General features: G+C 66.8%; 18 protein-coding genes. 12 read left to right on the forward strand and 6 right to left on the reverse strand.

Features of this window, described 5'->3' with window-relative positions:
• Positions 1 to 206: 206 nt before the first annotated feature.
• Together recA and recX are read left to right on the forward strand one after the other, a co-directional pair.
• A complete protein-coding gene (gene recA / locus ACZ60G_RS30170; RefSeq protein WP_063038472.1) occupies positions 207 to 1,253 on the forward strand; it encodes a recombinase RecA in 1,047 nt (348 codons plus the stop codon).
• A 421-nt stretch (positions 1,254 to 1,674) separates the two neighbouring features.
• Positions 1,675 to 2,244: a recombination regulator RecX gene (recX, locus tag ACZ60G_RS30175; protein WP_465814266.1), complete on the forward strand. Its 570-nt coding sequence runs from the start codon at positions 1,675 to 1,677 to the stop codon at positions 2,242 to 2,244.
• 144 nt (positions 2,245 to 2,388) lie between these two features.
• Here the strand turns inward: recX and ACZ60G_RS30180 are convergent, their stop codons facing one another.
• Positions 2,389 to 3,273, reverse strand: a complete 885-nt coding sequence (locus ACZ60G_RS30180) for an NAD(P)H-binding protein (RefSeq protein WP_465814268.1) — start codon at positions 3,271 to 3,273, stop codon at positions 2,389 to 2,391.
• A gap of 96 nt (positions 3,274 to 3,369) precedes the next feature.
• Here ACZ60G_RS30180 and ACZ60G_RS30185 point away from each other — a divergent pair, with 96 nt between their 5' ends.
• The gene (locus ACZ60G_RS30185) at positions 3,370 to 4,320 is read left to right on the forward strand and encodes a LysR family transcriptional regulator (RefSeq protein ID WP_465814270.1); all 951 of its coding nucleotides are present in this window, start codon (positions 3,370 to 3,372) and stop codon (positions 4,318 to 4,320) included.
• A 209-nt stretch (positions 4,321 to 4,529) separates the two neighbouring features.
• Here ACZ60G_RS30185 and ACZ60G_RS30190 read toward each other — a convergent pair whose 3' ends face one another.
• The 4 genes from ACZ60G_RS30190 to ACZ60G_RS30205 all read right to left on the reverse strand — a co-directional run bounded on the left by ACZ60G_RS30190 (position 4,530) and on the right by ACZ60G_RS30205 (position 7,849).
• Positions 4,530 to 5,429 carry an amino acid ABC transporter permease gene (locus ACZ60G_RS30190; RefSeq protein WP_465814272.1) on the reverse strand — a complete coding sequence of 300 codons (900 nt, stop codon included), beginning with the start codon at positions 5,427 to 5,429 and terminating at the stop codon, positions 4,530 to 4,532.
• Entirely contained in the window at positions 5,426 to 6,100 is a 675-nt protein-coding gene (locus ACZ60G_RS30195) for an amino acid ABC transporter permease (RefSeq protein WP_465814273.1), read from the reverse strand. The genes ACZ60G_RS30190 and ACZ60G_RS30195 overlap by 4 nt, the downstream gene beginning before the upstream one ends.
• Before the next feature lie 121 nt (positions 6,101 to 6,221).
• Positions 6,222 to 7,055, reverse strand: coding sequence for a glutamate ABC transporter substrate-binding protein (locus tag ACZ60G_RS30200; protein WP_063038464.1), 834 nt, complete (start codon positions 7,053 to 7,055; stop codon positions 6,222 to 6,224).
• Between the two features lie 65 nt (positions 7,056 to 7,120).
• Positions 7,121 to 7,849 (reverse strand): amino acid ABC transporter ATP-binding protein, encoded by a 729-nt coding sequence (locus ACZ60G_RS30205; RefSeq protein WP_063038495.1) that lies wholly within the window; start codon positions 7,847 to 7,849, stop codon positions 7,121 to 7,123.
• 264 nt (positions 7,850 to 8,113) lie between these two features.
• On the opposite strand from ACZ60G_RS30205, the gene miaB reads away from it, so the two are divergent.
• Positions 8,114 to 9,670, forward strand: coding sequence for a tRNA (N6-isopentenyl adenosine(37)-C2)-methylthiotransferase MiaB (gene miaB / locus ACZ60G_RS30210; RefSeq protein WP_465814274.1), 1,557 nt, complete (start codon positions 8,114 to 8,116; stop codon positions 9,668 to 9,670).
• Positions 9,671 to 10,290: 620 nt separating this feature from the next.
• On the forward strand, positions 10,291 to 10,872 hold the full coding sequence (locus ACZ60G_RS30215) for an Rv2732c family membrane protein (RefSeq protein WP_040692860.1): 582 nt from the start codon (positions 10,291 to 10,293) through the stop codon (positions 10,870 to 10,872).
• A gap of 1,005 nt (positions 10,873 to 11,877) precedes the next feature.
• Here ACZ60G_RS30215 and ACZ60G_RS30220 read toward each other — a convergent pair.
• The gene (locus ACZ60G_RS30220) at positions 11,878 to 13,308 is read right to left on the reverse strand and encodes a DUF349 domain-containing protein (protein WP_465814275.1); all 1,431 of its coding nucleotides are present in this window, start codon (positions 13,306 to 13,308) and stop codon (positions 11,878 to 11,880) included.
• A gap of 177 nt (positions 13,309 to 13,485) precedes the next feature.
• On the opposite strand from ACZ60G_RS30220, the gene ACZ60G_RS30225 reads away from it, so the two are divergent.
• From ACZ60G_RS30225 to ACZ60G_RS30255, 7 genes are all read left to right on the forward strand, one after another.
• Positions 13,486 to 14,355 carry a class III extradiol ring-cleavage dioxygenase family protein gene (locus tag ACZ60G_RS30225; protein ID WP_465814277.1) on the forward strand — a complete coding sequence of 290 codons (870 nt, stop codon included), beginning with the start codon at positions 13,486 to 13,488 and terminating at the stop codon, positions 14,353 to 14,355.
• Complete coding sequence (gene miaA, locus ACZ60G_RS30230; RefSeq protein WP_465814279.1) at positions 14,352 to 15,269, forward strand: tRNA (adenosine(37)-N6)-dimethylallyltransferase MiaA; 918 nt, start codon at positions 14,352 to 14,354, stop codon at positions 15,267 to 15,269. The genes ACZ60G_RS30225 and miaA overlap by 4 nt, the downstream gene beginning before the upstream one ends.
• Positions 15,266 to 16,111 (forward strand): TrmH family RNA methyltransferase, encoded by an 846-nt coding sequence (locus ACZ60G_RS30235; RefSeq protein WP_465814280.1) that lies wholly within the window; start codon positions 15,266 to 15,268, stop codon positions 16,109 to 16,111. The genes miaA and ACZ60G_RS30235 overlap by 4 nt, the downstream gene beginning before the upstream one ends.
• A gap of 27 nt (positions 16,112 to 16,138) precedes the next feature.
• Positions 16,139 to 17,026, forward strand: coding sequence for a diaminopimelate epimerase (gene dapF / locus ACZ60G_RS30240; RefSeq protein ID WP_465814484.1), 888 nt, complete (start codon positions 16,139 to 16,141; stop codon positions 17,024 to 17,026).
• Positions 17,027 to 17,248: 222 nt separating this feature from the next.
• On the forward strand, positions 17,249 to 18,715 hold the full coding sequence (gene hflX / locus ACZ60G_RS30245; RefSeq protein ID WP_465814485.1) for a GTPase HflX: 1,467 nt from the start codon (positions 17,249 to 17,251) through the stop codon (positions 18,713 to 18,715).
• Positions 18,716 to 18,849: 134 nt separating this feature from the next.
• The gene (locus ACZ60G_RS30250; RefSeq protein WP_387285030.1) at positions 18,850 to 19,749 is read left to right on the forward strand and encodes a lysophospholipid acyltransferase family protein; all 900 of its coding nucleotides are present in this window, start codon (positions 18,850 to 18,852) and stop codon (positions 19,747 to 19,749) included.
• Positions 19,750 to 19,794: 45 nt separating this feature from the next.
• The gene (locus ACZ60G_RS30255; RefSeq protein WP_465814282.1) at positions 19,795 to 20,862 is read left to right on the forward strand and encodes an alpha/beta hydrolase; all 1,068 of its coding nucleotides are present in this window, start codon (positions 19,795 to 19,797) and stop codon (positions 20,860 to 20,862) included.
• Positions 20,863 to 20,886: the final 24 nt, after the last annotated feature.

Below are 20,886 nucleotides of genomic sequence, written 5' to 3' on the forward strand. Positions count from 1 at the left end.
CGGGTGTTCGGCGCCCGGAAAGGGGCCGCGAGCGGCCGTAGCGCGGCGGTTGCCGTGTCCCGGAAGTTCGGGACGCGTGTTGTCGGGCGCGTCGCTTGACTCGAACATCTGTTCGTCTAGGCTGGTCGCCAGAACTTGTCGGTGCTGCCCTCTAATGTGGGCGCCAACCAAGAACGAGACTTACCCGTCGAGAAGGGGATCAGGATATGGCACCACAGGCGTACGACCGTGATAAGGCGCTCGAGCTGGCGCTGGCTCAGGTTGAGAAGAGCTTCGGCAAGGGCGCGGTCATGCGTCTCGGCGAGGAGGCCCGCCAGCCCATCTCGGTGATCCCGACCGGATCCATCGCCCTGGACGTGGCGCTCGGCATCGGCGGTCTGCCGCGCGGCCGCATCATCGAGGTCTATGGTCCGGAGTCCTCGGGTAAGACGACCGTCGCGCTGCACGCGGTGGCCAATGCCCAGGCCGCGGGCGGTGTCGCCGCCTTCATCGACGCCGAGCACGCGCTCGATCCCGACTACGCCCGCAAGCTGGGCGTCGACACCGACGCACTGCTGGTCTCCCAGCCCGACACTGGTGAGCAGGCGCTGGAAATCGCTGACATGCTGGTGCGTTCGGGCGCGATCGACATCATCGTCATCGACTCGGTGGCCGCGCTGGTACCGCGCGCCGAAATCGAGGGCGAGATGGGTGACAGCCACGTCGGTCTGCAGGCGCGCCTGATGAGCCAGGCGCTGCGCAAGATGACCGGTGCGCTGAACAACTCCGGCACCACCGCCATCTTCATCAACCAGCTGCGCGAGAAGATCGGTGTGATGTTCGGTTCGCCCGAGACCACCACCGGTGGTAAGGCGCTGAAGTTCTACGCCTCGGTGCGCCTGGATGTGCGCCGCATCGAGACGCTCAAGGACGGCAGCGATGCGGTCGGCAACCGCACCCGCGTGAAGGTCGTGAAGAACAAGGTCTCGCCGCCGTTCAAGCAGGCCGAATTCGACATCCTCTACGGTCAGGGCATTTCGAAGGAGGGCTCGCTCATCGATATGGGTGTCGAGCAGGGCTTCATCCGCAAGTCCGGCTCCTGGTACACCTACGAGGGCGACCAGCTCGGCCAGGGCAAGGAGAACGCCCGCAAGTTCCTGCTGGAGAACACCGACGTCCGCGACGAGATCGAGAAGAAGATCAAGGAAAAGCTCGGCATCGGCGCCGACGTGACCGCAGAGGGCGCGGCCGCCGAGGTCCCCGCCGACTTCTGATCCGATGACCCCTCGGCGCCCACACCCCGCCCGGCCCGCATCCGATACAACGCGGTCAGACCCGGTAACCGAGGTCCGCCACCGCCTGAACGAACTACTCTCCGCCTCAGGCCGCCCACCCATCCCAACCGGGTCCGGTTCGGGCGAGTCCGAACCTGGGCGGGTGCATTGGTCCGAGGGCGGTGAGGGGGATTCGGAGGGATCGGGTTTTCGGGGGAGGGGGCAGGGGGATAAGCAGGTCCGATTGGCCGAAGGTGGTTTGGCCGATTCGGACATCATGGGAACTCGGTCGAGCGCGCCCGATCCGCAGCGGGCGCGTTCGACTGGGTCCCGGCGCGGTCGCGGGCGCCGGAACGAGTTCCGGCGCAACGACTCCCACTCGGCTGACTTCCAGAGTTCCGAAGGCCGATGGGCGGATCCGGTGGCGGCTGGATCCGAGGAGGGTGCGTCCTCGACGGGCACCGGTGCGAACCGGTCCCGTGCGGAGCGCACTCCCCAAGGCGGGACGGTCGAGCAGGCGAAGGAGGCGTGTCTTCGCCTGCTCGCCGTCCGCGCCCGCAGCCGTGCCGAACTGGTGCAGCGTCTCGCGGCCAAGGGCTTTACGCCCGAAATCACCGAACGCGCCCTCGACCGCTTCACCGAGGTCGGCCTGATCGACGACGCTGCCTTCGCCGAACAATGGGTCCAGTCCCGCCACACCTTCTCCGGCAAGGGCAAACAAGCTCTCGCCCAAGAACTCCGCCGCAAAGGCGTCTCCCAATCCGACGTCGCCTCCGCCCTCGATGCCATCACCGCCGACGACGAGGAACAACGCGCCACCGAACTGGTCCGCCGCAAACTACGCACCATTCCCGCAAACCTGGACCGCGACAAAACAATCCGCCGCCTCGTCTCCATGCTCGCCCGCCGCGGCTACAACCAATCCACCGCCTTCGCCGTGGTGAAAGCCGAACTGGCACAGGCCCAGTTCGACGCACCGGACCTCGACTGAGCGTCTGCTGTGCCCGGCTGTCCGGCGGGTCGGCCTGCTGCGGTGTCAGCTAAAGAGACTGCGCCGCGCACCTTTTCTCGCCACGCGCACGAATTCGCCGGGCGAAGACATGCGGCAGCAGCCCCAGTGAGGCCGGGGGCCGGGTTAGTCGTGGAGGGCGGGGACGAGGACTTCTTCACACCATTGGCGGAAGGTAGTCGGAGTCGTGGCTCGAGGAGTTCGGGGTTCGGCGTTGTCGAGGCCGTTCTCCTTTGCCTCCAACATGTCGTACATGCCCTGGGCCATGGCCTCGGACATGCCGGATTCGAGCATTGTGGCCTTATAGGCTGCACCGGAGACTTGCTGGAACCGGATCGGGCGGCCGAGCACCTCGGACATGATTTGCGCCATGTCGTTGTTGGACAAATCCTCTGGGCCGAGTACGGGAACGCTGTCGTATCCGTCCCACGAGTCGTCGAGCAGCAGTTCGGCGGCGACGGCGGCGATATCACGGGTCGCGCAGGTGGGGCGTTTCAGGTCGGGCGACAGCGGTGCAAAGAACATGCCCTGGTTCTTGATCGCATCGACTTGGCGAAGCAGGTTGTCCATGAATGAGGGCATAGTCAGCGCTCGGTAGTTCACGCCTGTGCTCGCTATCAGATCGTCCATGGCCAGCGACGCTGTGACCAGTCCTGCGTTTCCGACCACCGCTGACCCGCGACCAATGGACGAGACGCCGACCACTCGCTCGACACCTTGACCCTTGAATGCCTCGCACGCGGGCCGTGTGAAACCCAGAACCGCGGCATCGAGGCTCGCTCCGCGATGAACCGGAGGCAGCAACCAGAACACGGCGTCGGCATCGGCGAACGCCTGGGTGACGACATCAATATCGCTGTGCGATCCGGTCACGACTTCGACGTGCTCTCGGATGTGCACGGGCAGGCGTGCGGGATCACGCGCGATAACGCGGACCGGCGCGCCGCGATCGAGGAGATGCGGAAGGACCTGACGGCCGATGGTGCCGGTCGGGGCAGTAACAACGATCATGACAACCTCTGCTCGAGTGATTTGGCACTGGCAAGTCAAGTCGGCGCGGCACCGAACCTGAAGGACCGATCCGATAAGCGTTGATACCGTGGGGATATGAGTGATCTGGAGGTTCGCCAACTCCGATACTTCGTGGCCGTCGCGGAGGAACTGCATTTCGGACGCGCAGCCGACCGACTGGGGATGGCGCAACCACCCCTGTCGCGGGCGATCCGGGAACTGGAACGTCAACTGGACGTCCAACTTTTCGAGCGCACCACCCGACACGTCGTGCTCACCCCGCCCGGCGAGACCTTGCTCCGCGACGCGCGGACCGCACTCGATGCCGTCGCGGCGGCCGCGGAGCGTGCCCGGCACGTAGGTCGGCCCGCACCGGGGCTGCGGCTCGCGCTCAAAGCCGACTACGACGCCGGACTCCTGCCGCAGATCGTCGAGACATACCGCCTCGAGGAAGCGGCTGTCCCGGTGGAGTTCATGCTGGGTGGTCGGGGTGAACAGGTTCCAGCATTGCGTCAGGGCCGTGCGGATGTCGCGCTCATTGCGGCCCCGTTCGACGACCGCGGCCTGGACATCGAACCGCTGCTCACCGAACCCCGCCTGGTCGCACTGGCTGCCTCCGATCCGCTCGCCGCGCAGGCAACCCTGTGCCTGGCCGACCTGGCCGGTCGACTGCTCCCTGATGGAACGCACGCCGACCGCGACGGCCTCGTCCCCTCATCCGGAACTTCGCGTCCAGTGCGGGATCTTGCGCAGATCTTCAACCTGATCGAGCTCGGCGACAGCATCTGGTTCCCGCCCACCTCGGTCGCCCGCCGTCACCCCCGCCCCGGCATCGCCTATCGGCCGGTCACCGACCTGAAACCAACTACCCTCGCGGTAGCGTGGCCGCAGAACTGCCATTCCCCCGCGGTGGCCGCCTTCGTCCGCGCGGCCACCGCCGTGGCAGCGGCCACCTACCCACCCGAATCCGTCCCGTTCGCCGAACCTTTCACCGCCACGGTCCACCCCGAGACCGGAGAACTCCGCAGCAGCGTGCCGTCGTCCTGATCACTGCGGCCGAACGCGGACGGGGCCGGAAACCAGGACCCCGGTGGGCCGCACGCCCGTACAGCGATTGTGCGGGCTGCAACGGCGATCGCGGAGAACACCGACGAAATCGACTCAGCCCGAAAATGGATCTGAGCGTGCACTTTCCCACGAAATCCGGCAATTTCTGCCGGATTCAGGCGAGAAGTGCACGCTCAGAGCCGCTGGCATCACGGCTTCTGCGTGATATCCATCCCCGGAGTCGCATCGGCAAGAATCGAGTCGGCCGCCACGACGGCGGCACCCTTGGCCCGCTTGCGCGAGCGCAACCGCTGCTCCAGCTTATTGGCCACGATCGTCAACGTGCTGTTCAGCAGAATCATCACCACGGCGACGACCATCAGCGCGGGCACCGTATTGCGTTCGGCCGCACCGAGTTGCGAGCCCTGACGCACGATCTCGAGGTAGGTGATCTGATAACCGAGCGCTGAATCCTTCAGCGCCACAACCATTTGCGAGATCAAGGCGGGCAGCATGGCGGTAATCGCCTGCGGCAGCAGGATCAACCGCATCAGCTGCCCCTTGCGCAGCCCCAGCGCCACCGCGGCCTCGGTCTGCCCCTTCGGCAGCGATTTGATGCCGGCGCGCACGATTTCGGCGATGACCGAACCGTTGTAGACCGTCAGCGCGATAACCACGGCCCACAGCGCGAGCTGATCGACCTTGAACACCTTGTAATCGGAGAAGATGTAGAACAGGAAGATCATCAGGATCAGCACCGGAATGGCCCGGGCCACCTCGACGATCGCGCCCGCCACCCAGCGCACCACCCGGTGCTCCGATAGACGCAGGATGCCGAAGACCATACCGATCACCAGCGCGAACACGATCGACAGCAGCGCCGCGACCAGGGTGCCGCGCAGACCGGGCAGCAGATAGGTCTTCCAGACGTCCGCCTCGATGAACGGCTTCCACTTCTCCGCGGTGAACTGTCCCTTATCGGCGAAGCCGCGGTAGAACACCCAGCCCAGCGCCACCACAACGACTACCGCGACGACCGAATAGATGGAGTTGCGAATGCGCGCGCGGGGTCCCGGCGCATCGAAAAGAACCGAAGCTCCTGCACTCATCGGGCCACCTCGAATCGCTTGGCCAGCCAGCCGAACAGCAGGCCGGTCGGCAGGGTCAGGATTACGAAGCCGAGTGCGAAGATGAAGCCGATGGTGATCAGTGCGGCCTCGTTCTCGTTCATCTTGGCCATCAGGGTCGCGGCCTCGGCGACGCCGATCGCCGAGGCGATCGTCGAGTTCTTGGTGAGTGCGATCAGCACGCTGCCGAGCGGGGCGATGACCGAGCGGAATGCCTGCGGCAGCACCACGATTCGCAGATTCTGTGTGAAGGTGAAGCCCAGTGAGCGGCCCGCCTCGGACTGGCCCATCGGCACGGTGTTGATGCCCGAGCGCAATGACTCGCACACGAATGCCGCTGTGTAGATGCTGAGTCCGAGTACGGCGTAACGGAAGTTGTTCTGCGCCAGCGAGTTCGGGCCCTCCGGAGCGAGCTTCCAGCCCATGGTGGAGTAGAGGCCCAGTGAGCAGAACACGATGATCAGCGTCAGCGGGGTATTGCGGAAGATGGTGACGTAGGCGGCGCCGAGAAAACGTGCGACCGGCACCGGGGACACGCGCATCCCGGCGACGAATGTGCCCAGGATCAGGGCGAGGACCGCCGACGACGCGGCCAGTTTGATGGTCACCCAGAAGGCGCCGAGGACGTCATACCTCGAGATCAGGTCGAACACGGTGCTCGCGTCCCTCCGATCGGATTGTGCGGCGGCCGGAGATCGTCCTTCCGCGCGCGATGTACAGGTTGCTCGTAGCCGAGAGATCGGGTGGCCCGTGCGGACCACCCGATCACGAATCTCAGTACCGGTTCACCGTCGGCGGGGTCGGCGCCTGGTAGCCGGAGACGCCGACCGTGGAGTCGAACGCCTTCTTCCAGGACCCGTCGGCGATCATGGCCTCGATCGCGTCGTTGACCTTGTCGCGCAGCTCTTTATCGCCCTTCTTGAGGCCGATGCCGTAGTTCTCCGTGGTGAACGGCTTACCGACGACCTTGAACGTGCCCGCGCTCTGCGCGGCGTAACCGGCCAGGATGATGTCATCGGTGGTCACCGCGTCGTACGAACCGGCCTGCAGGCCCTCGAGGCACAGCGAGTAGGTGTCGTTGGTCTGCAGCTGCGTAGCGGGGTAGTTCTTCTCGATGTTCTGGGCCGGGGTGGAGCCCTTCACCGAGCAGACCTTCTTACCCTTCAGATCATCGGGACCGTTGATGCTCGAGTTGTCGGCCTTCACCAAAAGCGACTGGCCCGCAACGTAATACGGCCCGGCGAAGTCGACCTTCTGCTTACGCGCATCGTTGATCGAGTAGGTGGCGACGATGTAGTCGACCTGACCGTTCTCGATCAGCGTCTCGCGCTGACCGGACGGGGACTCCTTGAACGTGATGTTCTCCGGCTTCACACCGAGCTTGCCCGCGACGTACTTGGCGACCTCGACGTCGAAGCCGCTGTAGGAGCCGTCCTTATTGCGCAGGCCGAGGCCCGGCTGGTCGAATTTGATGCCGACCGTGAGCTTTCCGTCCTTGGCGTTGTCGAGTGCGGACTTGTCGCTTCCACCGCCACAGGCGGCGGTTGTTGCGGCCAGCGTCAGGGCGATTGCCCCGATGCCGAGTCGAAGCGAACGGTTGATCCTCATCGTGTTCCTTCTCCCTCTGGTGATTTCGGTGGCCGAGGTCTTTACGTTTGCGGTGATTGCTCGGTTCAGTGGCTCAGAATCTTGCCGAGGAAATCCTTGGCACGGTCGGACTTCGGCGCGGTGAAGAACACCTCGGGTGTGTCGTCCTCGACGATCGACCCGTCCGCCATGAACAGCACGCGGTTGCCCGCCTTGCGTGCGAAGCCCATCTCGTGGGTGACGACCAGCATCGTCATCCCCTCCTTGGCCAGCGACACCATGACGTCGAGCACCTCGTTGACCATCTCCGGGTCCAGTGCCGAAGTCGGCTCGTCGAACAGCATCACCTTCGGGCTCATCGCCAGTGCGCGGGCGATCGCCACGCGCTGCTGCTGGCCGCCGGAGAGCTGCGCCGGATACTTATCGGCCTGATTGGCGATCCCGACGCGTTCGAGCAGTTCCATCGCGCGCTTGCGGGCGTCCTCCTTTTTCACCTTGCGAACCTTCAGCGGCGCGAGCATCACGTTCTCGACGATCGTCTTGTGTGCGAAGAGGTTGAACGATTGGAACACCATGCCGACATCGGCGCGCAGTGCGGCAAGCGCGCGGCCCTCGGCGGGCAGTGGCACGCCGTCGATGGCGATGTCGCCGGAGTCGATCGGTTCCAGTCGGTTGATGGTGCGGCACAGCGTCGACTTCCCGGACCCCGAGGGGCCCAGAACGATAACAACCTGCCCCTTGGGGACCTCGAGGTTGATATCGCGCAGCACATGGAGGTCACCGAAGTGCTTTTCCACATTGCGCATCGAAATCATCGGCGCGCTTGTGGCGGTACTGCCCTCATCAGAACTAGCTGCCCCGGTTTTGGCCAACCCGATTGTGTCGGGTGCGGTGGCGTCGTCGGTCATGGTCCAAGACCTTAAGCGGAAAACGGCGATTTGCCCGGGTTTCGGCGACACACCGTTACGCCGCGCCGATACGACACAGCGCCGTAACCCTTCCGATGCGACCCGGCCGGTGCCCGGAGCCTGCGCCGATGCGCTGAAAACCCGCGTTGCGCACCCCCGTACCCTGGACGGGTGGATTCGATCGGACAGGCAGTGTTGTCTCCCGCCCCTGCGGCCGCGGAAGGCGCACGCAGTTACGAGGTCCGCACCTTCGGTTGCCAGATGAACGTGCACGATTCCGAACGCTTGTCGGGCCTGCTCGAGGATGCGGGTTATGTGAAGGCCGCGGCGGGAGCGACGGCCGACCTCGTCGTCTTCAATACCTGCGCGGTGCGCGAGAACGCCGACAACAAGCTCTACGGCACTCTCGGCCACCTCGCGCCGATCAAGGCCGACCGGCCGGGCATGCAGATCGCCGTCGGCGGCTGCCTGGCGCAGAAGGACCGCGACACCGTCGTGCGCAAGGCGCCGTGGGTGGATGTGGTGTTCGGCACACACAACATCGGATCGCTGCCGGTGCTGCTGGAACGCGCGCGGCACAATGCCGAGGCGCAGGTGGAGATTCTGGAATCGCTGGAGGCGTTCCCGTCGAGCCTGCCCGCCAAGCGTGAATCCGCCTATGCCGGTTGGGTTTCGATCTCGGTCGGCTGCAATAACACCTGCACGTTCTGCATCGTGCCGTCGCTGCGCGGCAAGGAGGTCGACCGCCGTCCAGGCGATGTGCTCGCCGAGGTGCAGGCGCTGGTCGATCAGGGCGTCCTGGAAGTCACGCTGCTCGGGCAGAACGTGAACTCCTACGGTGCGTCCTTCGCCGATCCCGACGAGGCGCGCGATCGCGGTGCCTTCGCCAAACTGCTGCGCGCGGCCGGGCGCATCGATGGGCTGGAGCGGGTGCGCTTCACTTCGCCGCATCCGGCCGAATTCACCGATGACGTGATCGAGGCGATGGCCGAGACGCCGAATGTCTGCCCGCAACTTCATATGCCGCTGCAGTCCGGATCGGATCGAGTGCTGAAGGCGATGCGCCGGTCCTACCGCAAGGCGCGCTACCTCGGCATCATCGAGAAGGTGCGGGCCGCGATGCCGCATGCCGCGATCACCACCGACATCATCGTCGGCTTCCCGGGCGAGACCGAGGAGGATTTCCAGGAGACCCTGGATGTGGTCCGGCAGGCGCGGTTCACCAGCGCCTACACCTTCCAGTACTCCAAGCGTCCCGGCACACCCGCCGCGGATATGCCCGACCAGCTGCCCAAGGCGGTGGTGCAGGAGCGCTACGAGCGGCTGATCGCGCTGCAGGAGGAGATCTCCCTCGACGCGAACCAGGCGCTCGTCGGCACCGAGGTCGAATTGCTCGTCGCCGAGGGCGCGGGCAAGAAGAACGCCGCGACCGCCCGCATGAGCGGCCGTGCCCGCGACGGCCGACTCGTGCACTTCCGCCCCGAAGGCGCTGCGGAAAAGATCCGCCCGGGCGACATCATCACCGTCGACGTCACCGCCGCGGCCCCGCACCACCTGATCGCCGACGCCACCATCAAAACCCACCGTCGCACCCGTGCCGGGGACGCCCACGAACGTGGCATCACCCCCAAAACCGAGCCCATCGGTGTCGGCCTCGGCCTGCCGCGCATCGGCGCACCGACCACCGAGCCCGTGGCCTCAGGCTGCTCAACCGATTGCGGCGCATGAACACTCGGCCCGGTCACGAGGAACTGACGCGTGCTGGGGGAGCGGATCCCGCACCGGGTGCGTCCAGGCCGGATTCGCGTGGTGCGCAGGCTGATCGCGGGGAGCGTACGGGTGAGAGTGCCGCGTTGAACGGTGGGCACCGCGAGGTCGTCTCGAATGCGGGCGAACACGGCGTGGGCTCGCGGTCAGGTGAGGACTCGGGGCCGCGCGTAGGCGCTTCGGACTCGCGTGGAGGCAAGGGCGACGCGGGTTCGGAATCAGGCGGGGGTGGCGCGGAATCGCGTGCGGGTGACCCCGGCGGTGTCTCGAATGGGGGCGAAGGCAGCGCGGATTCGCGCGTCGGGGAGAACTCAGGACCGGGCGCGGGCGCTTCGGACTCGCGTGGACGCAAGGGTGACGCGGATTCAGGACCCGGCGACATCGGCGCGGATTCGCGTGCGGGTGAGGTTGGTGCGGCGGATTCGGGGCCCGGCCAGGGTAGCGCGGATTCGCGATCGAGTGCGGGCGATGCGAGTACTACCGAACGTAGTGGGGTGGATGCGGGCGATCGGGGCGGTGATGGCACAGTGGATGCGGGTAAGGCAGCGGGGCAGGGATCAGCCGAAGGAAACGAGGGCGCAGTGAACTCGGTCGAGAGCAGTAATGGCTTCGAGCAGTTCAAGGACGATCTCGATGCCGTCGAGCGGCGCATCGCGGGCGAGATCGACCCCGGGGTGCGCGCGATGGTGGTCGCGGGCGCGGTCTTCCTGCTGCTGTTTTCGCTCGTGTTGTCGCATGCGGGCGGTGCCCGCGGGTTCGATGTTCTGCTCGGTACCGATGCCGCGCGCGCTGAGCACATCGGTCTGCCGTCGCGGATCTTCGTGTGGTTCGCTGTCCTGTTCGGCATCGGCTTCTCACTGCTCGCGCTGATGACTCGCCGCTGGGTGCTCGCCTGGATCGCGGTCGCCGGTTCCGCGATCGGCAGCGTTTTCGGCGTCTTCTCGATCTGGCACCGCCAGACCCCCGGCCTCGGCAACTACCACGGCGCAGGCCCAGGCGTCGGCCTCATCCTCGGCACCATCGCCATCATCGTGCTGACCTTCCACTGGATCCGCGTCGTCTGGAGCCGCACCGCCCTACAACTCGCCGCAGAGGAACAGCGCCGCAACGCCGCAGCCGCCGCCGAGGAACGCGACCGCCGCCGCCTCACCGGCGACTCCTGACCCACCCGGCGCACGGACCTACGCTGAGCCGCGCCACTTTCGTGCGAACGGGGCAGAGAATCCGAGTTCGTGCGAGCGTGCACGCTCAGCGGCGCTGCGGTCGGTATCGCTAGCCCGATCGCACGGTCAGCGCGGCCAGTGCGGTACTCGCCGAGCACCAGATCCGCTGCCCGCTGGACGGTTTCGTGGTGTTCAGTCCCGAGGCCGACGGAGTTCGCGCGCTTGTGGTGCTCTAGCCAGAGCGGCATGGACGATGCCGCTTCGTCGGTACTTCAGCGTTGCCAGTCAGCACGTCCATCCCGGCCGCGCAGATGGCGCACCCACACGGCCCAGGGCACGCCGGTGCCGAGCACCAGATCCGTTGCCTGCTGGGTGGTGGTCGTGGCGTTCGTCCCGAGACCGACGGAGTTCGCGCTTCTGGTGCTCTAGCAGCAGCGGCGTGGACGATGCCGCTACGTCAGCGCTGCAGCGTTGCCAGTCAGCATGTCTATCCCGGCGGCACAGTCGGCGCGGCCGCACGGTCCGGAGTTCGAGTCCGCGCGCCGCGGACGATGCCATGAGGGCGTTGCTGCTCCGGCGCCTGGCGTCTCGGGCCGCAAGTGTCAGTACCGCTACCCGGCCGCGCGGTAAGGAGGCTCTCAGCGTGAGCACCATTTCAGCACCACTGTCGGTCCGGCCGTATCGCACCGGCAATCGTCAAGATCCGTAGCCCTGATCCGCTCCGGCGAGCTGGTGGCCATCGAGGATCTCGCTTGCCGCCACGGCGAATCCATGCCGTTGACAGAGATTTCGTGATCGGGGCCTCCGGAGACAGATCGAACTCCACGAGAGCCCGAGACCGAGCCGCGCGGAAGAAATGCAGCGCTGGTCTCCCGCGTGCCTGGATGCCAGGCTGTCTCGCCTCTGAGAGGGCCGCATCGACGGCCGGGTGCCGATCGCACCCGAGCTCGTCAACTGGTCGCGCGGCCGACCGGGCGATCCGCGCCAGCGCATGGCGGTACCGGATCAGCGGTTGCTGACTGCGCCTTCTGCCGCCTCGGCCCACTCGCGCCACTGTTTGGCTTGCTCCAGTGCCTTCTCCGCGTCGCGCTTGTTGCCTGCGGCGGTTGCCTTGGCGGCCTGTTCCTCGAATTGGGAGACGCGTTCGCGGAATTGGGCGGCTCGGGCCATGGCCTCGGGATCGGTGCGCCGCCATTGGGCGTCAGCCGCGTCGCGGACGCGCTTTTCGATGGTGCGGAGTTTGCCCTCGAGTTCCTGGATGCGTTCGCGCGGGACCTTGCCGATCGCGTCCCATTTGTCCTGGAGTTCGCGCAGGGCGGCGCGGGCGGCGTCCAGACCGGTCGAGGGATCGATGTCTGCGTAGGCGTGCAGCAGTTCTTCCTTGGCGGCGGCGTTCTGCTCGAATTCGGCGTCGCGCTCGGAGACAGCGGCATTGCGCGCGGCGAAGAAGACGTCCTGGGCGCTCTTGAAACGCCGCCACAGCGCCTCGTCGGCCTCGCGCGGCGCCCGGCCCGCGGCCTTCCATTCGGCGAGTAGATCGCGGAACACACCCGCCGTACCGACCCAGTCGGTGGAGCCGGAAAGTTCCTCGGCGCGTACGCAGAGTTCCTCCTTGCGCGTCTTCGCGGCCGCGCGTTCGCGGTCGAGTTCGGCGAAGTGCGCGCCCCGGCGGCGGTTGAACGCCTCACGCGCCTTGGAGTAGCGCTTCCACAATGCGTCGTCGACCTTACGGTCCACACCGCGGATGGACTTCCACTCGTCCAGGATTTCGCGCAGCCGATCGCCCGCGGCCTTCCACTGGGTGGATTCGGTGGCGATCTTCTCGGCCTCGGCGCACAGCGCTTCCTTGCGCTCGGTGTGCTCGTGCCTGGCCTTTTCCTTCTCCTCCTTGGCGTGCGCCGCCGCCTCTTCGGAGTGTTCGGCAATGGCCTGCAGTCGCTGGGCGAGCCCCTCGACATCGCCGATGACCGCCGCGGTGGGCAGCGATTCGGCGATGGTGACCGCGGCCGCCTTGGTCTTGCGGGCATCCGCGCCTGCGGCCAGTCGCGCCTCGAGCAGCGCCACTTCGGTGGCCAGATCGTCGAACCGACGGCCGAAGTGCGCCAGGCCCTCGGCGGCGTCACCGGCCTGCCAGGATCCGACGACGCGCTCGCCCTCGGCGGTTTTCACCCACGCGGTGCCGTCGTCGTCGACGCGGCCCCACGCACTGGGATCGCTGGCGGTCGGCACGACGACCGGATGCGGATGCTGCTGCGCGGCCGGCCCCGGGGCCGGCTTGATCGCATGTGGCTTGGGATGGGCCACCGACCCGCCCGGTTTGGGGGCCGCGGCTGGTTTCGGGGCGGCGGAAGGTTTAGGCACGGCGGCCTTCGGGGAATCCGAGGGGCGCGACGTGCTGCCGGGGGTCGCTTTCGCCGTTCCGTTGCTCTCGCTCATTGCTCCTCGTCCCTGCCGCGCGTCACGGCTGCCTGGTTACGCCCTAGCTCACTCCATTGAACCCGGTCCGAGCCCTGTAAACCATCGATCAATGCCCTCCGACTGATGATTCCCAGGGAAATCAACCCGTGATGACCTGGGTTGTAGCACCTCGAACACTATCAATCTCGGCCGAGTTTGCGGCAGAGACACTCGAACCCGGAGGTTGCGGACGCCGCAGCGGTGCTGTCGATCGCGGATTCGGCGAACGGCTACGGTTACGGCGTGTTCTCCATTGCGGCCCTGGTCCCGTCGCCGCCGATCCTGGTGCCCGAGCTCTGCGGCGGTCTCGCGCACGCGGCCGGGTCGGATTCCGATGACGCACCCGCGGTGTTGCGCGCGGCCGCACTCGCCGCGGTCGGCGCGTTGGCCGCGACGACTCGGCACTGGACCGTCGTGGGTGTGGGCGCGGCCGCGCAGGTCGTCGGACCGGATGCGGTCGGCACCTTTCGCGGTTTCGGTGCGGACGTGCAGGTCGGGCTTTCGGCGGACGCGCTGTCGCGATCGCGGCAAACGCCCGGCGCTGCGGATCCGCAGCAGCCGCTGCCCGCCCTGATCGCCGGGTGGTTGCGTGGTCAGGGCGCACCGGATGCGGTGGCCGCGACGACCCTCGTCGCCGTCGACACACCCGCCGACGAATGCGCCCGGATCGGTGCGCAGCTGCGGTCCGCCCTGGACGATTTGCCCGAGGAGGCGGGCGTTCTCGTCGTCGCGGACGGCGCGGCGACCCTGACCCTCCAGGCGCCGGGCTACCTCGACGAGCGTGCCGCCGACGTGCAGCGCGAACTGGACCGTGCCCTGGCCGACGGCGATACCGCCGCACTGCTCGCCATGGATCCGGCGTTGTGCGCCGAACTCGTGCTATCCGGCCGCGCGGCCTATCAGGTGCTCGCCGGACTTTTCGCCGCCGACTCGGTCGTCCCATCCGTCGAAACCCTGTACAGCGGTGCCCCGTTCGGCGTCGGCTATCAGGTGAGCGTCTGGCGCACATCGGGAGGTGATCGGTGACAACGCCGATCGCCGTCGTCGGTCCCACCGCCACCGGCAAATCCGACCTCGGCCTCGATCTCGCCGAACGACTCGGCGGCGAAATCGTGAATATCGACGCGATGCAGCTCTATCGCGGCATGGATGTCGGCACGGCGAAACTCCTGCCCACCGAACGCCGGGACATCCCGCATCACCAACTCGATGTCCTCGAGGTCACCGCAACCGCAACCGTCGCCGCCTATCAGGCCGCGGCCAGCGTGGACGTGCGCGAGATCATGGCGCGTGGCCGTACGCCGATCATCGTCGGCGGCTCGATGATGTATGTCCAAGCGCTGCTGGATGATTGGGAATTTCCGGCCACCGATCCGACGGTCCGCGCACGCTGGGAGACACTGTTGGCCGAGCGCGGCGTCGTTGCGGTGCACGAGGCGTTGAAAGCGGCCGATCCGGCGGCCGCGGCGACCATCCTGCCCACCGACGGCCGCCGCATGGTGCGTGCGCTCGAGGTCGTCGAACTCACCGGGCGCCCCTTCGCGGCCTCGGCGCCGGTAATCGGAAAACCGCGCTGGGACACCGTGATCATCGGAGTGGACCGCGACACCGCCGAACTCGACGAGCGCATCGAACGGCGCACCGCGCTGATGTTCGAGGCCGGTCTCGTCGACGAGGTCCGCGGACTGATCGATAAAGGTCTGCGGGAGGGCGTCACGGCGCGCCGGGCGATCGGCTACGCACAAGTCCTGTCGTACCTGGACAACGAATACGACCTGAACCACGCGCAGGAACGCACCCTGATCGGCACCCGGCGCTATGTCCGGCGGCAGCGCTCGTGGTTCCGCCGCGATCCCAGGGTGCGGTGGGTGGACGGCGCCGATCCCGATCTGGTCGTGAGCGCGTTGTCCCTGCTCGAGAAGGAACGGACCCCGCAGTGACACGTCGTGTGAGTACCCGAAATGCCTCGGTCCAGGTGTGGCAGGCGTATCTGAACAACCGGACCAAGCGCCACCGCGACGGCCGCTTCCTGGTGCAGGGCGTGCGCCCGATCACTCAAGCGATCGCCAACGACTGGCCGCTGGAGACGATGCTCTACCGCCTCGGCGCGCCGGAGCTGTCGAGTTGGGCCCGCGAACTATTGGAGACCAGCGGCGCGCCGCAGGTCGGCCTGGTTCCGGAGCTGATGGCCGAACTCGGCGAAAAGTCCACCGGCATACCGGAATTGGTGGCTGTCGCGATATCCAGGCAACCCGAGCTCGACACCTTCGAGCCCGGCGAACCCGGTGACGCCGTGCCACCTGTCGTGGTGGTTTTCGATCGCCCCAATTCGCCGGGCAATCTCGGCACGCTGATCCGCTCGGCCGACGCCTTCGGTGCCGGCGGCATCATCGTGACCGGGCACGGTGCCGACCAATACGATCCGCAGGCGGTCCGCGCATCCACCGGTTCGCTGTTCGCCATGCCGATCTTCCGTGCCGCCGGCCCCGCGCAGGTGCTCGAATTCCGTGACCGGCAGATCCAGCGCGGCATCCCGACCCGCATTGTCGGCACCGATGAGCACGGCGCGGACGCGGTTTTCGACTATGACTTCACCGAGGCGACGATCCTGGTCGTCGGCAATGAGACCAGCGGCATGAGCGCGGCCTGGCAGGAGGCCTGTGACGATATGGTCTATATCCCGATGGGGGGCACCGCCAGCTCGCTCGGTGCTCCCTCGGCCGCCGCGGTCGCGCTGTACGAAATTTCGCGGCAGCGTCGTACGTTGGTTCGAGGACGATAAGCAGGGAGAATGCGCGACGTGTCGAATATCGAGTTCACCAAGGGCCACGGCACCGAGAACGATTTCGTGGTGCTGCCCGATCCGGAGGTCCGGCTGGACCTGACGCCGGACCGGGTCGCCGCGCTGTGCGACCGTCGCCGCGGACTCGGCGCGGACGGTGTGCTGCGGGTGGCGCGCGCGGGCGCGCTGCGCGACGCGGGTGTGCTCGCCGAAATTCCCGAGGGTATCGCCGATACCGACTGGTTCATGGACTACCGCAATGCCGACGGCTCGATCGCCGAGATGTGCGGCAACGGGGTGCGGGTTTTCGCGCACTACCTGGCGGCGAAGGGACTCGAATCGCGTACGGAGTATGTCGTCGGTAGTCGCGCGGGGGCGCGTCCGGTCACCGTGCATTCCGGTGGGCCTGCCGATGGTGAGGTGACCGTTGGGATGGGGGTCGTTCGCGAGCTCGGTTCCTCGAACGCGACCATCGGTGGTTGGGCGCTGCCCGGCATCGGCATCGACGTCGGCAATCCGCACCTGGCCTGCGTCGATGCGAGCCTGTCCGTGGACGCGCTCGCCAAACTCGACCTCACCGTCGCACCCGGCTTCGACCCGGACCTGTTCCCACACGGCGTGAATGTCGAGATCCTGACCGGATTGGTCGACGGCGCGGTCGATATGCGCGTCTACGAACGCGGTGTCGGCGAAACCCGTTCCTGCGGAACCGGAACCGTCGCCGCCGCGGCGGCCGCTCTGGCCGCCGACGGTTTCCGCATCGCCACCGACACCGGTGAGGTGCGCGTCCGGGTACTCGGTGGTGAGGTCACCGTCCGCCTCGCCGAGGGTGCGGCTTGGTTGCGCGGCCCGTCGGTGCTGGTTGCGACCGGTCGAATTGCCGAAGACTGGTGGTCGTCGCATTCGCCGAGCTGAGCTCGCTGATACCCCTCGCCTGCGCAGCAGCCAGGACCGGCCTCGGCTGTGTCCAGGGATAACCGAATGCGCATTGGTCAGTACTCGTGGCAGCATGGATGGTGTATGACGAAATCGAAGACTTTTGAATTCACTCCGGCCGCCGACGACAACGACCACGTCGAGGCCGTCGAGGACACGACGGAAGACACCGGCGATGTAGTCGCCGAGCACGCCGCGCGGATGCGGCGGTCCGGGTGGACCGCCGACCCCACTGTCGGCGAGATGCAGCTCGACGAGCGCTCCTCGCTGCGGCGTGTCGCGGGTCTGTCGACCGAGCTCACCGATATCACCGAGGTCGAGTACCGGCAGCTGCGACTCGAGCGGGTCGTGCTGGTCGGGGTCTGGACCACGGGCACCGCCACGCAGGCCGAGGCGAGCATGGCCGAGCTGGCCGCACTCGCCGAAACCGCGGGTTCGGAGGTGCTCGAAGGACTGATCCAGCGTCGCGACAAGCCGGACCCGGCCACCTATATCGGTTCCGGCAAGGCCGACGAACTGCGCGCCGTGGTGCTCGAAACCGGCGCGGATACCGTGATCTGCGACGGTGAACTGACCCCGGCGCAGCTGACCGCGCTGGAGAAGGTCGTCAAGGTCAAGGTGATCGACCGGACCGCACTGATCCTGGACATTTTCGCCCAGCACGCCACCTCCAGCGAGGGCAAGGCGCAGGTATCGCTGGCTCAGATGGAATACATGCTGCCGCGACTGCGCGGTTGGGGTGAGTCCATGTCCCGGCAGGCCGGTGGTCGCGCGGGCGGCAACGGCGGCGGTGTGGGTCTGCGTGGTCCCGGTGAGACCAAGATCGAAACCGACCGTCGCCGCATTCGCGAGCGGATGGCCAAGTTGCGCCGTGAGATTCGCGAAATGAAGACCGCGCGCGATACCAAGCGGGCCCGCCGCACCTCCAGCGGCATCCCGTCGGTCGCCATCGTCGGCTACACCAATGCGGGCAAATCCAGCCTGATGAACGCGCTGACCGGCGCGGGCCTGCTGGTCCAGGACGCACTGTTCGCGACCCTGGATCCGACCACCCGCCGTGCCGAACTGGACGACGGCCGCGAGGTCGTCTTCACCGATACCGTCGGATTCGTGCGGCATCTGCCGACCCAGTTGGTCGAGGCGTTCCGGTCCACCCTGGAGGAGGTCACCGGCGCGGATCTGCTGCTGCACGTGGTCGACGGCTCTGACCCGCTACCCGCTGAACAGATCAAGGCGGTCCGCGAGGTGATCACCGATGTGATCAAGCAGTCGGGGGCATCGGCGCCGCCGGAGCTGTTGGTGGTCAACAAGATCGATGCGGTCGACCCGGTCGAGCTCACTCGGCTGCGCGCGATGCTGCCCGACGCGTCCTACGTTTCGGCGCACAAGGGGACCGGCATCACCGAACTGCGTGAGCGCCTCGCCGAGGTGCTCGGCGGCCTCGACGTCGAAATCAGTGTGCTGCTGCCCTACACCCGTGGCGATCTGCTCGCCCGCATCCATGCGGACGGTCGCATCACCACCTCCGAGCACGAGGAGGGCGGCACCCGGGTGCGCGCCCGCGTCCCGCACGCACTGGCGGCGGCGCTGTCGCAGTACGCGCATGCGGGTGGATCGTCCGAGACGAACGGCACGGATTCGTCCGAAGCCAATGGTTCCGCGAACTGAGTCGCTGAACGAAGGGCGGAGTCGGCCGGGTTCGCTTGCGAACCGGCCGGTCGGTAGCGAATGCCCGGCACATCCGGTGCGACACAGGCGAATTCGTTGCGCTATCGTCATCGAATCGACATCAGGAGGGTCAAATGTCGCATGACCACTCCGGTGCGGCTGATTCGGGTGATCGGCGCTCCGGTGATTCGTCGCTCGCCGCCCCGGTACTGAGTGACGGTGCGCCACTGTCGGTTTCGCTCACCGATACCGATGTGCGGGTGCTCGACACGCTGCTCGCGCCGCTGCGCGCGTGGACGAGTCCGCGGTTCTACGGCCTGGAGAACATTCCGGCCGAGGGTCCGGTGCTGCTGGTCGGCAACCATAACCTGATGGGCGGCATCGATGCGCCGCTATTGCTGCCCGAGGTGCTGCGCAGGCGCGGTCGACTGATCCGCGGGCTGGCCGAGAATGTGCTCATCAGTGTGCCCGGCATCCGTCAGTTGCTGCACCACTTCGGCACGGTGCGCGGCAACCGTCGCAACTGCCTGGCGTTGCTGGCCCGCGGCGAGGCCGTGATCGTGTTTCCGGGCGGTGGTCGCGAAGCGGTGCGCCGCAAGAACGAGAAGTATGTCCTCAAGTGGGAGGGCCGCTCCGGCTTCGCGCATATGGCGATCGAGGCGGGCGCGCCGATCGTGCCGGTGGCGATGATCGGTGTCGACGATGCCTACGACATCGTTTTCGACGGCGACCATCCGGTCATGCGACCGCTGCGCTGGGCCGTCGAGGCGCTCGGCCTGAACCGGGACCTGACCCCGCCGCTGATCCGCGGCGTCGGACCGACCGGCATCCCGCGTCCCGAGCGCTTCTACTTCTCCGCCGGTGCGCCGATCGACCCGGCGCCGTGGCGTGACGCGCCGGATAAGCATGCCGCCGCGGTGGAACTGCGTGACGTGGTCCGCAAGGAGCTGGAGGAGGAACTGAAGTTCCTGTTCAGCGAGCGCGATCGTGATCCAGGTCGCACCCTGTTCGGCCGACTGCGCAGTCTGTTCTGAGTCTGCTCTCAGCTATTTGTCAGTAACTCTCCATATTTTGGCTGAATGGCTGGAACGAGAGTACGTATGGCGGCGGTAGCGGGTGTAGCAGCAGTTCTGGTGGGTTTTCCAGCCGCATCGGGTGGCTTTTTCGCGTCCGCGGCTACGGGCGCCGATCCGGTCGTCGCATCCGGCAAAATGCTTACCTCGTCGCGCTCGTCCGATGGCTCGTATGTCGCCGATGTCGCGGTCGAGGACGACCGCAATCTGACGCTGCAGGTGTACTCGGCCGCCATGGGCAAGAACATCGAGATCCAGGTGCAGCGCCCCGCCGACACGTCCGTACCGCGCCCGACCCTGTATCTGCTCAATGGCGCGGGCGGCGGCGAGGATTCGGCGACCTGGCAGGCGCGGACCGATGCCGCGCAGTTCTTCGACGACAAGGATGTGAATGTCGTCACACCGGTCGGCGGCCATTGGAGCTACTACACCGACTGGCGCGCCCCCGATCCTGAGCTCGGCGTGAACATGTGGAAGACCTTCCTCACCGAGGAACTGCCCCCGCTCATCGATAGCGGACTCGGCGCCAACGGCACCAATGCCATCGCGGGCCTATCGATGTCGGGAACTTCGGTACTGCAACTTCCCATCGCCGCACCTGGCCTCTACAAGTCCGTGGCCGCCTACAGTGGTTGCGCGCAGATTTCCGACCCGGTCGGCTACAACTTCGTCAACGCCGTGGTCGCCGTTGGCGGTGGGGATTCGGCGAATATGTATGGGTCGCAAGGTGATCCGATGTGGGCCGCCAATGATCCGTACCTTCACGCCGACCAACTGCGCGGCCTGAACCTTTTCATCTCCGACGGCAGCGGCATCCCCGGCCAATGGGACACTCTCAACGGCGAGCACGCCCTGTCGGGCATGGGCGGTCTTGCGAACCAGGTCGGCCTAGGCGGCGCACTCGAAGCCGCCACCAACTACTGCTCACACAACCTGCAGTCCCGCCTGAACCAACTCGGCATCCCCGCCACCTACGACTTCCAGTCCACCGGCACACACTCCTGGGGCTACTGGGAAGACGCCCTGAAGGCCTCCTGGCCCGTCCTCGCCCAGGGGCTCGGCCTGCCCGCCTGACCGGACGAGCGGTCGCCATGCGAT

The sequence above is a fragment of the Nocardia sp. NPDC102475 genome, assembly GCF_055584605.1.